The organism is Candidatus Marifrigoribacter sp. Uisw_064 (genome assembly GCF_047730175.1).
Classification (GTDB): Bacteria; Bacteroidota; Bacteroidia; order Flavobacteriales; family Flavobacteriaceae; genus Marifrigoribacter.
On record NZ_CP159833.1, the window covers coordinates 788,991 to 801,977 of the forward strand.

Sequence of the window (12,987 nt, forward strand, 5' to 3'; positions counted from 1 at the left end):
TTGAAAAGAAAATTAAAAAATAACGAGCTGAATAGAATTTCAATTCCTGAATTTAAAGAAGCGAATAAGACGCCTCTAATCATTGTGTTGGACAATATTAGAAGTTTAAATAATATCGGTTCCGTATTTAGAACAGCCGATTCATTTTTAATTCAAAAAATTTATCTCTGCGGAATTACAGCTACACCTCCTCATAGAGATATTAATAAAACAGCGCTGGGCGCCACCGACAGTGTTTCTTGGGAATATGTTGAAAACACCATAGATCTTGTAAATAAACTAAAAGAAGAACAGGTGAAAATTCTTTCCATCGAACAAGCTGAACAATCTATTTCATTAAATAAATTTACCCCTTCAACAAATGAAACTTATGCGATTATTTTTGGAAATGAAGTAAAAGGCGTTTCTCAAGAAGTAGTTTCTAAAAGCGATGAAGTGATTGAAATTCCACAATTTGGGACCAAACATTCCTTAAATATTTCAGTAAGTGCAGGTGTGGTCATCTGGGATTTATTTGTGAAAATGAATCAGAACTAATACGCTTTGCTTCTAAGAAATATTAAAAACTTTTCGATTTGTCTTCTATGCCTTAACACATGAACAATAGCATGTTCTAATAATTGCTCGACATCATATTTTTGACCCCAACGTACTGCTATTTTTCTTTCATTCTTATATTCTTCAAGTTGTAGGCTTGAATAATCTTCAAGTAATTGAGCATTGTATTGAAACATCTCATTTAAAGCCAGATGATACTCTTCAATAGAGTTTAATAATACACCTTCTTTAAATTCTATACCCTCTCCAATACTTCTTCGTATTTCCACAACATACCCATACCCCGCTCTCACTACATGAGTTAATACCGTTTGAATAGATTTACAATCTGGATCTTTGGTTGATGCATCTGCTAATGCTAGTAATTCTTCAGAAGTAACCTCAACAATTAATTGTTGAAGTTCAATTACAGTCTTTTCATATTCGTCTATAAGGGCTCCAAATGCACCATTATCTCTATACATTTTCATCTTTATTTAATTTAAAATCTCTTTTAGTAGTTCAAGATAATCTTCACGATTTTCAATAAAGTCTTTATTAGATATGTCAATGATTTTTATGGAATCGTCATGTTGATTTTTTATAAACTCTAAATATCCTTCATTAATTTTTTGTAAGTAAGAACTATTAATTCCTTGTTCAAAAACACGCCCTCGTTTTTTAATATTTGCTAATAAACGCTCTGTATTCTGATATAAATAAACATACACATCGGGTTTTGGAAGCTCTTTATGCATTAAATGAAATAGTTTTTTATACAATGAAAACTCTTCATCCTGCAGGGTAATTTTTGCAAAAATCAATGATTTATATGCATCATAATCTGCAATTACTATATCATTAAACAAGTCGTGTTGCTTAATATCTTCTAATAATTGTTGGTAACGATCTGCCAAGAAAGACATTTCAAGTGGAAATGCAAATCGAGATGCGTCTTCATAAAATTTAGGTAAAAACGGATTCTCTTTAAAACGTTCTAAAATTAATTTTGCATTCAAATCGGATGCCATTTTAGTAGCTAAACTAGTTTTTCCTGCTCCTATATTTCCTTCAATTGCTAAATACCTAAACTTTGAAATGTCAAAATCTTTAATTGGATTTCTTAGCCATTTCGATTGCTTCTCTAACACACTTTCATCTTTTGTATTCGAAAGTAATTCAGAAACCTTCAATTTCATTTTAGGATGAACAAAATCTGAATGAATATCAACCAAAGGTTGCAATACAAATTTTCTATTCTGAATTTCAGGATGTGGAACCTTTAATGTTTTTGAGTCTATACATTCATTATCAAAAAACAATATATCTATATCAATTAGTCTTGAAGTAAACGTTGAAGATTCTAATCGTTTTCTTCCCATTTTTTTTTCAATAGCAAGAAGTTTTTTGAGCGATTTCTTTGCTGAAATATGACATTCGACAAGTAACACACAATTTAAAAATTCATCTCCTTCAAAGCCTAATGCTGGTGTTTTATATACAGGTGAAATTTTAGCAATCGAACCTATCTGATTAAATATCTCATTAACGGCTGTCTGGATATTCTCAAATTTATTTCCTAAATTGCTTCCTAAGGAAAGATATATTTTATGAGGTGTTTTGATAAAAGTGTATTTTACTGGAAGAACGAAAATAAGTAAAACTATTAGTTTTATGCCAAATGAAATTTAAAATGATTGATAATAAATTTGAATTATATGTTCTTTAGGTAAAAGAAAAAATATAAGCATAGCCTTAGCTATAGTTGTATTTTATATTGAAATATAAAGGAAATAGAAACGAATTTAATCGATTATCTTGAAGTCTATTTGGTATTATCTTTAAAAAATCAAAAATACTGTGTCAAAATCCACTCTAAAAGATAAACTTACTGCGCAACGAATTTATTTAATTCTGGGAGCTCTATTTATAGCTTCTTTAGTGGTCTCTAATTTAATATTTCAGAAATTCTTTTATTGGGATTTCTTCGGAATTTACACCTTCGAAATTTCAGTTGGTATTCTTCCTTACCCTATCACTTTTTTAATTACAGATATTATAAGTGAAATATATGGAAAACGGAAAGCCAATCAAGTAGTAACCGCTGGAATATTTGCTTCTTTTTTTTCGATGCTAATCGTTTATGTTGCAGGTGCTGTACCTGCTACTGATTGGAGTCCAATAAACAACAATTTGTTTGACCAAGTTTTTGGAGCTACCGCTATTGCAGTTTTAGCTTCAATGATGGCATATTTATTAGCACAGTATATAGACATACGGATTTTTCATTTTTGGAAGCGACTAACCAAAGGAAAACATTTGTGGTTACGAAATAATTTTTCAACTTTTTTCTCTCAATTTGTAGATACTTTTACCGTACTATTTCTACTCTGTAGTTTTGGAAAAATTGATTGGGATTTATTTGCAGCTTTATTAGTAAGTGGGTTCCTTTTTAAAGTATTAATCGCAGCATTAGATACTCCATTTTTATATGCTGCGGTGTATTTTTTCAGAAAAAGATTCAACTTAAAAATAGGGGAAGAAATTGATTTTTAGTTTACCGTAATACGAACCCTTATCCCTTCGTTACTGCGAACATTAAAAACGGTATTGTCTTCAAAAATTAAATACTGCCCTTTTATTCCTTTTAAAACTCCTTGATACTCTTGTGATTTTACAATATTTAAACTTTTGGGTGTAGAAGGATATTGAATCACTGGAAACTCTATATGAGTTTCTTTGTTTGAATCAATATAATATTCCATGGCTTCTTCAGGAATAAATGATTTTAATTTTTCTTTCCACTCCACTAAACTTTCATTTTTAATCTCATTCTTGAGCATGGTCCGCCAATTGGTCTTATCACTTACATGTTCTTTTAAAGCCACTTCTGTAATACCTGCCAAGAAACGATTAGGAACCTCAACAACTTCTAATGCCTCATGTGCTCCTTGATCAATCCATCGTGTTGGGACTTGTGTTTTTCTTGTTACACCAACTTTTACATTACCACTATTTGCTAAATAAACAATGTGAGGTTGAAGCTGTACCTTTTTTTCATAGTCTAAATCTCGATCTTCTTTATCTAAATGTGCTGTACTTAATTCGGGCCGCATAATCCAATCGGCAGCTTGTGGAATTTTATAAAAACAATCATAACAGAAACCTTGTCTAAAGATTTTCTTTTCTAATTTACAATTAAGACATTGGTAGCCTATGAAGCTAATTGAAACCTTTTTATTCAGTAACTGATTGATATTTAAGAATTCATTTTCAAAAACTAAGTAGTATTGAATGGGAGTTCCTATTTCAGTTTGCATTTTTGTTAATACACCTTCACTATTCATATAAAGAAAATCACTATTTTTATTCCATAAAGATAAAACAAAACATGCCAATACCTATAGTAAACTCAATTGCATCTTGGTTTCTTAAAAAGAGGATTCATCAAATTGAATTGTTTTTAAAATATCCTATTGATGTTCAAGAGGAATTATTAAAATCTTTATTACAAATAGCTAAGAATACTGAGCTTGGCAAAAAATATGATTTCGATAGTATAAAAACATATCAAGAGTTTACAGAACGAATTCCTATAACGACCTACGAAGAAATTGAACCTTTAATAGAACGTTCAAGAAAAGGGGAAAATAATATTTTTTGGCCTACACCTATAAAATGGTTTGCTAAATCCAGTGGTACAACTACGTCAAAAAGTAAATTTATTCCTGTTAGTAATGAATCATTAGAAGATTGTCATTATGCTGCTAGTAAAGATTTATTGTGCTTGTATTTAAATAATAATCCAGACTCTCAATTGTTTGTTGGTAAAAGTTTAAGGCTTGGTGGTAGTAAAGAATTATATGAAGAAAACGGAACAGTCTTCGGAGACCTTTCAGCTATTTTGATAGACAATATGCCTTTCTGGGCTGAATATAGTAGCACACCAAGTAGTGAAATTTCTTTAATGCCAGATTGGGAAACAAAAATGCAGGCTATTGTTGATGAAACCATTCATGAAAATGTAACCAGTCTTTTAGGGGTTCCTTCTTGGGTATTAGTGTTGTTAAATCAAGTATTGGAATCTACAGGAAAAAATAATCTCTTAGAAATCTGGCCAAATCTTGAAGTGTATTTTCATGGAGGTGTAAGCTTTGACCCTTACTTTGAACAATACAAAAAATTATTACCTAAGGAAAGTTTTAAGTATTATGAAATTTATAATGCTTCAGAAGGGTTTTTTGCTATTCAGGATAAAAACAACAGCAAGGATCTTTTACTCATGTTAGATTATGGGATTTTTTATGAATTTATTCCAATGAGTTCATATCGTTCATCCGAAGAAAAAATAATTCCCTTAAGTGATGTAGAACTTGGAGAAAATTACGCGATTGTAATTACTACTAATGCAGGACTTTGGAGGTATAAAATTGGCGACACCATTCGGTTTACCTCAACAAATCCTTATCGGATTAGAGTAACTGGAAGAACGAAGCATCATATTAATGTATTTGGAGAAGAGTTAATTATTGAAAATGCTGAAAAAGCATTAGTTAAAGCAACCAAACTGACCAACTGCGAAATAATAGATTATACCGTTGCGCCTATTTTTATGGAAGGAAAAGAAAAAGGTGCTCACGAATGGATTATTGAATTTAAAGATCAACCGGATGACTTAAATACATTTTCTATTCTGCTTGATAAATTTTTACAAGAAGCGAATAGTGATTATGAAGCTAAACGATTTAATAATATAACATTAAACTTCCCAAAAATAAATATAGCTAGGACTCATTTATTTTATGATTGGTTAAAATTAAACAATAAACTAGGCGGACAACACAAAGTACCGAGGCTTTCAAACACTAGAGAGTATCTAGATGAACTATTAAATCTTAATAAAAAAATTAATTAATTGTATTTCAGCGAGTTTAATTGTTCTTTTCCCTAACTCTATTTGCTTATCTAAATATTGAAACAAGACCAAAAACCCATATGCTTCAAATACTAACAAAAAAGCCTCGAAGTTGAATAACTTTGAGGCTTTCTTATTTATTTAATAATCAATTTAAGAAACTGCTTTTAATTTCTTAATGGTTGATTTATTTAATTTCTTTTCTGCATACTCTCTAGTAACATGTAAACTTTTATCATCACTATCTGGCATTTCAAACATGGCATCAGTTAAGACTGCTTCACATAAAGAACGTAATCCTCTAGCGCCTAGCCTATATATTACTGCCTGCTCAACGATAAAATCTAATGCTTCTTCCGTAATAACAAAATCTATATCATCCATTTCAAACAACTTTTTATATTGTTTGATAATAGCATTTTTAGGTTCTGTTAAAATTGCTCTTAAGGTTCCATTGTCTAATGGATTCATATAAGTAAGCACTGGTAAACGCCCAATAATTTCAGGAATCAATCCAAAATCTTTTAAATCCTTCGGAATAATATATTTCAATAAATTATCACGCTCTAGTGTTTTTTCCTTTTTAGAAGCACTAAAACCAACTGCCTGTAAATTAAGACGTTTTGAAATTTTACGATCAATACCATCAAAAGCACCTCCAGCAATAAATAAGATATTCTCCGTATTTACCTCAATAAATTTTTGATCTGGATGTTTTCTTCCTCCTTTTGGCGGAACATTTACAGTAGTTCCTTCTAATAGTTTTAATAAAGCTTGTTGCACTCCTTCTCCACTTACATCTCTTGTAATTGAAGGGTTATCACTTTTACGAGCAATTTTATCTATTTCATCAATAAAAACAATTCCATTTTCAGCTTTCTGAAGATCATAATCAGCAGCTTGTAATAAACGAGTTAAAATGCTTTCCACATCTTCACCTACATACCCAGCTTCTGTTAATACCGTTGCATCAACAATTGCTAAAGGCACATTTAACATACGTGCTATGGTTTTTGCCAACAATGTTTTTCCTGTACCTGTTTCACCTACTATAATGATGTTACTCTTTTGAATTTCAACATCATCATCGGTTACAGGCTGTAACAAACGTTTATAATGGTTGTACACGGAAACAGAAATCACTCTCTTTGAATGGTCTTGTCCGATAATATATTCATCTAAAAATGCTTTAATCGCCTTTGGTTTTTTTAGCATTAATTCTTTAGACAAATATCCATTTGCAGAATGCACCGCTTCCTCCGCAACAATACCGTGTGCTTGCTCAATACAACGATCACAAATATGCGCATCTAATCCTGCTATCAACAAGCTAGTATCGATTTTTTTACGACCGCAAAATGAACATTCTAATTCTTCTTTTGACATATATTTTTTCTTATCAATTCACAAAGTACCACTTATCTAGTTGATATTGTGAAAGGTGCAATTATTTAAAACTAAATTAACGCGCTAATATTTCATCAATCATTCCGTATTCTAGGGCTTTATCAGATTTCATCCAATAATCTCGATCACTATCAGCATATACTTTGTCGTAATCTTGTCCTGAATGTTTCGAAATGATATCATATAATTCTTTTTTCAAAATAAGGATCTCTCTTGCTGTAATTTCTATATCACTCGCTTGTCCTTGTGCTCCACCCATAGGTTGGTGAATCATTACACGAGAATGAGTTAATCCACTACGTTTCCCTTTTGCTCCAGCACACAACAACACTGCTCCCATAGATGCTGCCATCCCTGTACAAATAGTAGCTACATCGGGTTTAATAAACTGCATGGTGTCATAAATACCTAGACCTGCATATACTCCACCTCCTGGTGAATTAATATAAATCTGAATATCTTTTGAAGCATCTGTACTTTCTAAAAATAGCAATTGCGCTTGTACAATATTTGCCACGTGATCATTAATACCTGTGCCTAAAAAGATAATACGATCCATCATTAAACGAGAAAATACATCGAAAATCGCGATGTTCATCTGACGCTCCTCTATAATATTAGGTGTTAAGTTAGTTGGGTTCATGCTGCTTACGATTTTATCATAATACATACTGTTGATTCCCTGGTCCTTTATTGCAAAATTTTTAAATTCTTTTCCGTAGTCCATATATATATTGTTTTAATAAAAAAGGGTATTAAACAAACTTTATTCAACACCCTAAATATAAAATATTATTACTGAATTAACTATACGCTTCCTTCATGAATTTTTCGTAGGTTATTTCTTTAGTCTTTAATTTTGTTTTTTCCTTAAAGAAGTCTAATAATTTCTTTCCGTTTAATTGTTCAGACATTCTTTTTACCTCGTCTTCGTTTGCTAAAATACGGGCAGCTATAGTATCTAATTCTTCATCTGAAGGATTTGATTGTCCATATTGCGCCATTTGAGCTTTGATCATTGTTTTAGAATAATCTTTCAACTCTTCAAACGTTACTTGTATTTTATGTTCGTTTCTTATTTTACCTTCGATTAATTGATATCTTAATCCTTTTTCGCTACGCTCATATTCGGCTTTAGCTTCTTCTTCCGTTAATGGTTTTTCACCTGAAACTTGAATCCAACGTTGTAAAAACTCACCTGGTAAATCAAATTTTGTATTGGCAATTAAAGCTTCAATGGCATCATCCATTAATTTTTGATCGCTTTGTTGCGAAAATTGACGTTCTGCATCTTCTTTGATCTTTCCTTTTAATTCCTCTTCAGATTTAACAACATCTTTCCCAAACAACTTATCGAATAAGTCTTGGTCTAATGGTGCAGCTTCTCTTTGGTTTACTTCTTTAATTTCTAAAGCAACCTCGATATCTAAACCATGAGCATCATCATGAGAAATACCAAAATAAGTTTCGTTTGCATGATCATCAGCAAACATTCCTTTTGTTTTTAAGGTAACGATATCTCCTACTTTAGCACCAACTAAAGCTTTGATTTGTTTTTTTCCTTTTAAAGTTTCTAAAGAAAGTGTAGTTTCTTTATTGATTTCTTTTTCTTCATTGGTAAAAACACCAGTAATTTCATCACCTTCTCCTACTTCAGTTTTAGCAATTAGTTTACCATATTGCTTCGTAATCGTTTTTACTTGGTTGTCGATCATTTCATTATCGGCAACAATATTATAATGAGTAATAGCTTTTTTACCAACTACATCAACTACAAATTCTGGAGCAAGTCCTAAATCGAATTCAAAATTAAAATCAGCAGCATCCCAATCGATTTCAGTCTTTTTTGGAAGTGGATTCCCTAACACATCTAACTTTTCATCCGTTAAATATTTGTGTAAAGATTCTTGAAGTAATTTATTTACTTCTTCCACCAACACAGATTTTCCGTATTGCTTTTTTACCATTCCCATAGGTACATGACCTTTTCTGAATCCAGGAATATTGGCAGTTTTACAATAATTAGTCAGAACTGAATTTACTTTTTCTGAATAATCTGCTTCTTTAATTTCTACTGAAAGTACCGCATTTAAGCTATCAATGTCTGTTTTTGTAATGTTCATTATCTAAATAATAGTTACTATGAATATTTGACTTTCTTTCGTCTAGAAAGCGGGTGCAAAATTACGTTTTTTTAACCAATTGACAAATAGAATGGTTTGTAAATCAATACAATCCTATTCTATTTTTTTTCTTCTTTTATAAGTGAACGCAAAATCGATTGTAAAAAGGATAAGAGCAAACTAAACAATAATGCCCAGCCTAAACCGTCTACGTTAAAGCCACTTAAAAAATAATCGGCTAATAATATAATAGTTGCATTAATTATTAAGAGGAATAATCCAAAAGTAATAATAGTTACGGGCAGGGTGAGTATAACCAAAATAGGTTTTACTATAACTTTTAAAAAGCCAATCACCAATGCCACTAAAATGGCATAGCTATAGCTTACCACCTCAACTCCAGGTAATACTTTTGCTAGGAGAATAACAGCAACCGCTGTTAATAATAATTTTATGATAAATTTCATTTATAATGTATTAAGTATACTAAGGTAATGTCAAAAAGAATACCAAACCTTTAATACTGACAGAATTACAAAAGAGGCAAAATTCAATTCTTTAAAAACAGAATTTTCCAACAATTAAAGCCTCGTTTTTAGTTGGAAGAGGCTTTTTTTTGATAAAGAAACTATAATCCTTATTAAAACATCTGTTGAACCCATTCAGTAATAACATGATCTTTATTTAAATAAAGAAGTGTTATTCCCACTATATCAAAAAATCCATGTACCAAAACAAGTAAAAGCAAATTATTCCTATTTTTATTAAATATCATTGAAATAAAGAAAGACCATAAAAAGCCACCTACGATTCCAACAGTTCCCTGATACCCTTGAGATACCCCAAAATAGATTGAAGTAAGAAATGCAGACAACCATCAAGCTTTATTAGAGTTACCTAACAATTCCGCTAATGCTTTCATATAGTAACCACTAAATAGAAATTCTTCCCCAAATGCGGCAAATACTCACATTATAATCATTAAAACGATATAGCCAATTAAATTTCTGGAGAAGCTTATAATTACAAAAAATACCAACCTCAACAAATATTAAAACATTCAAAAATTAAGTAATTATACCTATTTGTAGGTTGCTCCTATAATTTTAAATTGTAAACGCGATTAAACAATAACCCATAATACATAAAGCTATGAGTAATGCCTTTACTATTTCAGGTTCAATATACACGGTAACAGGAACTGTAAAAAACAAAGACAACAACGAAGGGATTGAAGACCTACACGTTTTAGTATATGATAAAGACTTACTGAGTGATGATTTTTTGGGTATTGGAGTGACAGATGCTTCAGGGACCTTTAGCCTTAGTTTTGATGCTTCAAAATTTAAAAACATATTTGACAATTCACCGGAGTTGTACTTTATTGTTAAGGATGCAGGACTGGAATTGCTAAATACCAAAGACCAATATATTAAAAATGCAAATGAAGATACGCCACCTATCAACCTTATGGTAGATATTGTAAACGATAAATTAAGAGCACTTATTAATCCTAAACCTGTAGAAGGTTGGGTTGGCGGATTTGAGCAATCAAATCCAGCTTTTGGATATAATCCGACGCCAGATCTTAGTTCTTTAGATATGCTTAAAAATATGGCTAACATCGATAAGCTGGAACGTCAACAAAAAGTAGTTTGGCCAGAGTTTAGTTGGGAAACCGAACCGGGAAAAGACGATCCAAAGCGTTGTTATCAGATGTTTGCACCTGACATTTCAAGACTTGGTTATACCAAGGAAGGTAGAGTTTATTCTATTATTTGCCCACAACAGGGAGCTGCTTCTCCTAACTTCGGAAGCATGAATGTAGAAGTTACCGTAACAGGTAACAGAGGTTGGGCTGATGAAACCACAAAAGAATTGGCAGCAGACATGTCTGTTGTTGGTAAAATATGGTTTAGTAAGAGTGCTCAGAAAAAAGAGACTGTAAAAGTATTTGCCAACCATTTTGAAAAGAAAGGTTTACCATTTCCATCGAGCAAGGCAAAAGCGATTGTGATAAATACCTATAACCCCGCAAATCCTAGTGAAAAAGTTTTTCCATTGACGAGAGGATCGAGTACCGACTTTCCTATTCCAGATTTTGCCAAGCATGAAGGGTTATCTTGGTCCTTAGGGCATTTAGTTGTAAAGATTGGCGCCATCGAACCTTCAGGTTTTGAGATCGTAGATAAATTTAATCAATTGATGTTGGATGTCTTTAACATCGCATCTGGAAATATGCTAAAAGACGGCAATACATTGACTTGGAATGTTTGGTTTACAGCACCCGAGTTAGTAGATCAAGTTGAGTGGCTAAATCATGCAAAAAAATGGCGTGAATCTATTGATGCAGATCATGGAAGTCCTGAAGGTCCAGGAACAGATGCAAGGCATTTTGACGGAATTCCTTTTAAACCATTAAAAGAATTATTAATAAACGAGTTGCCTAAGATTATAGCTTTTACGAAAGAACATTTATAGACAGTATTCAAGTAATTTGTGTGAGAAGTATAACTTAACGTACTAAAAAACCCATTACCATTTTATAAAAAACGGTAGGATTTTCAGCATGTAGCCAATGCCCTGCATCTGGTACGGTACTGATTTCAGCTTTGGGAAATTGTTTTTTAATCATCAAGGCATCGTTGTCTTCTATATAATCAGAGTTGCCCCCACGTATAAACTCAACATCACCTCCAAAATAAGCTTCAGGATCTAGTGCTTTACCTACTTCCTCGACATTGTCGATTAGTACTTTTAAATTGATACGCATTCCTAGTTGCCCTCGTTCAACCCAATACAAGTTTTTCAGTAAAAAAAGGCGTGTACCTAGATTAGAAATATAAGGTTGTATAGCTTCATCTGCTTGTTTACGAGAAGTGATTTCATTAAAATTTAATAATGACAAGGCTTTTAAAATATCTTGATGATGCTGTGGATAGTATTTTGGACCAATATCAGCAATGATTAATTTAGCTACTACATCTGAATATTTCGCAGCAAAGTTCATGGCTGCTTTCCCTCCCATGGAATGACCTAACAATACAAAATTTTCTAATTGATGATGCACACAGTATTGATGCAAATCCTCCACCATGAAATCATAACTAAAATCATCGCTTCTAAAACTATGCCCGTGATTTCGTTGATCTACCAAATGAACTTGATAGCCTTCAGCAGCAAATTTTTTTCCGAGGGATTTCCAGTTATCGCTCATGCCTAAAAACCCATGAAGAATTATAAATGGTGTACCCTCTCCTAATATTTGTGAATGTAACAGCACTATTTTAATCTTTCAATGTATTGTTTAATTACAGGCTCTAGTCCTTTATACAAGGCTTCACAAATAAGTGCATGCCCAATCGATACTTCTAATAAATGAGGAATATTTTGTTTGAAAAACTGAATATTTTCTAAAGATAAATCATGTCCTGCATTAATTCCCAATCCTAATTCATTAGCAAGTAAAGCACATTCTGTATAAGGTTGAATCGCTTTTTTATTTCCTAAATCATATTGAGCTGCAAAGGCTTCAGTATACAATTCGATGCGATCGGCACCTATGTTGGCAGCACCTTCAATTAATCTTTTATCTGGATCGATAAATATAGAAGTACGAATATTATTTCGTTTACATTCGGCAATAATTTCAGATAAAAAATCTTTATTAATAATGGTATCCCAGCCTGCATTTGAGGTTAAAACATCGACTGAATCCGGCACTAATGTAACCTGTGTCGGTTTAATCTCTAACACCATTTTCATAAAGGAATCGATAGGATTTCCTTCAATATTATATTCGGTGTGTACTAAAGGGTGAATATCATAAGCATCTTGATAGGTAATATGTCTTTCGTCTGGTCGAGGATGAACAGTGACACCTTGCGCCCCAAATTTTTGAACGTTTATAGCAGCATCGACCACATTAGGCATATTTCCGCCTCTTGCGTTCCGTAAAGTTGCTATTTTATTAATATTTACACTTAACTTTGTCATGTTAAAAGA

Annotated in this window: 14 protein-coding genes; 4 read left to right on the forward strand and 10 right to left on the reverse strand. The window is 32.0% G+C overall.

What is annotated here, in order from left to right; all coding sequences use genetic code 11:
- Entirely contained in the window at positions 1–537 is a 537-nt protein-coding gene (locus ABXT64_RS03575) for an RNA methyltransferase (protein ID WP_443634015.1), read from the forward strand.
- Here the strand turns inward: ABXT64_RS03575 and ABXT64_RS03580 are convergent.
- On the reverse strand, positions 534–1,028 hold the full coding sequence (locus ABXT64_RS03580) for a DinB family protein (protein WP_443634016.1): 495 nt from the start codon (positions 1,026–1,028) through the stop codon (positions 534–536). The two genes, ABXT64_RS03575 and ABXT64_RS03580, sit on opposite strands and share 4 nt — an antisense overlap.
- A gap of 6 nt (positions 1,029–1,034) precedes the next feature.
- Complete coding sequence (folK, locus tag ABXT64_RS03585; protein ID WP_443634911.1) at positions 1,035–2,225, reverse strand: 2-amino-4-hydroxy-6-hydroxymethyldihydropteridine diphosphokinase; 1,191 nt, start codon at positions 2,223–2,225, stop codon at positions 1,035–1,037.
- Between the two features lie 172 nt (positions 2,226–2,397).
- Between folK and ABXT64_RS03590 the strand changes: the two genes are divergently transcribed.
- Positions 2,398–3,093, forward strand: coding sequence for a queuosine precursor transporter (locus ABXT64_RS03590; RefSeq protein ID WP_443634017.1), 696 nt, complete (start codon positions 2,398–2,400; stop codon positions 3,091–3,093).
- On the opposite strand, the gene ABXT64_RS03595 is transcribed toward ABXT64_RS03590, so the two are convergent.
- Complete coding sequence (locus ABXT64_RS03595; protein ID WP_443634018.1) at positions 3,090–3,884, reverse strand: DUF2797 domain-containing protein; 795 nt, start codon at positions 3,882–3,884, stop codon at positions 3,090–3,092. The two genes, ABXT64_RS03590 and ABXT64_RS03595, sit on opposite strands and share 4 nt — an antisense overlap.
- A gap of 44 nt (positions 3,885–3,928) precedes the next feature.
- Here ABXT64_RS03595 and ABXT64_RS03600 point away from each other — a divergent pair, with 44 nt between their 5' ends.
- Complete coding sequence (locus ABXT64_RS03600) at positions 3,929–5,452, forward strand: GH3 auxin-responsive promoter family protein (RefSeq protein ID WP_443634019.1); 1,524 nt, start codon at positions 3,929–3,931, stop codon at positions 5,450–5,452.
- A 153-nt stretch (positions 5,453–5,605) separates the two neighbouring features.
- Here the strand turns inward: ABXT64_RS03600 and clpX are convergent, their stop codons facing one another.
- The 5 genes from clpX to ABXT64_RS03625 all read right to left on the reverse strand — a co-directional run bounded on the left by clpX (position 5,606) and on the right by ABXT64_RS03625 (position 9,856).
- Positions 5,606–6,838 carry an ATP-dependent Clp protease ATP-binding subunit ClpX gene (gene clpX, locus ABXT64_RS03605; RefSeq protein WP_443634020.1) on the reverse strand — a complete coding sequence of 411 codons (1,233 nt, stop codon included), beginning with the start codon at positions 6,836–6,838 and terminating at the stop codon, positions 5,606–5,608.
- 76 nt (positions 6,839–6,914) lie between these two features.
- Positions 6,915–7,586, reverse strand: a complete 672-nt coding sequence (gene clpP, locus ABXT64_RS03610; RefSeq protein ID WP_443634021.1) for an ATP-dependent Clp endopeptidase proteolytic subunit ClpP — start codon at positions 7,584–7,586, stop codon at positions 6,915–6,917.
- 76 nt (positions 7,587–7,662) lie between these two features.
- A complete protein-coding gene (tig, locus tag ABXT64_RS03615; protein ID WP_443634022.1) occupies positions 7,663–8,982 on the reverse strand; it encodes a trigger factor in 1,320 nt (439 codons plus the stop codon).
- A 119-nt stretch (positions 8,983–9,101) separates the two neighbouring features.
- Positions 9,102–9,449 (reverse strand): phage holin family protein, encoded by a 348-nt coding sequence (locus ABXT64_RS03620; RefSeq protein WP_443634023.1) that lies wholly within the window; start codon positions 9,447–9,449, stop codon positions 9,102–9,104.
- A 173-nt stretch (positions 9,450–9,622) separates the two neighbouring features.
- Entirely contained in the window at positions 9,623–9,856 is a 234-nt protein-coding gene (locus tag ABXT64_RS03625) for a hypothetical protein (protein ID WP_443634024.1), read from the reverse strand.
- Between the two features lie 278 nt (positions 9,857–10,134).
- On the opposite strand from ABXT64_RS03625, the gene ABXT64_RS03630 reads away from it, so the two are divergent.
- Entirely contained in the window at positions 10,135–11,463 is a 1,329-nt protein-coding gene (locus ABXT64_RS03630) for a hypothetical protein (protein WP_443634025.1), read from the forward strand.
- Positions 11,464–11,497: 34 nt separating this feature from the next.
- Here ABXT64_RS03630 and ABXT64_RS03635 read toward each other — a convergent pair whose 3' ends face one another.
- Both ABXT64_RS03635 and ABXT64_RS03640 read right to left on the reverse strand, forming a co-directional pair.
- Positions 11,498–12,265 carry an alpha/beta fold hydrolase gene (locus ABXT64_RS03635; RefSeq protein WP_443634026.1) on the reverse strand — a complete coding sequence of 256 codons (768 nt, stop codon included), beginning with the start codon at positions 12,263–12,265 and terminating at the stop codon, positions 11,498–11,500.
- On the reverse strand, positions 12,265–12,978 hold the full coding sequence (locus ABXT64_RS03640) for a pyridoxine 5'-phosphate synthase (protein WP_443634027.1): 714 nt from the start codon (positions 12,976–12,978) through the stop codon (positions 12,265–12,267). Before ABXT64_RS03640 ends, ABXT64_RS03635 begins: the two co-directional genes overlap by 1 nt.
- Between the last annotated feature and the right edge of the window lie 9 nt (positions 12,979–12,987).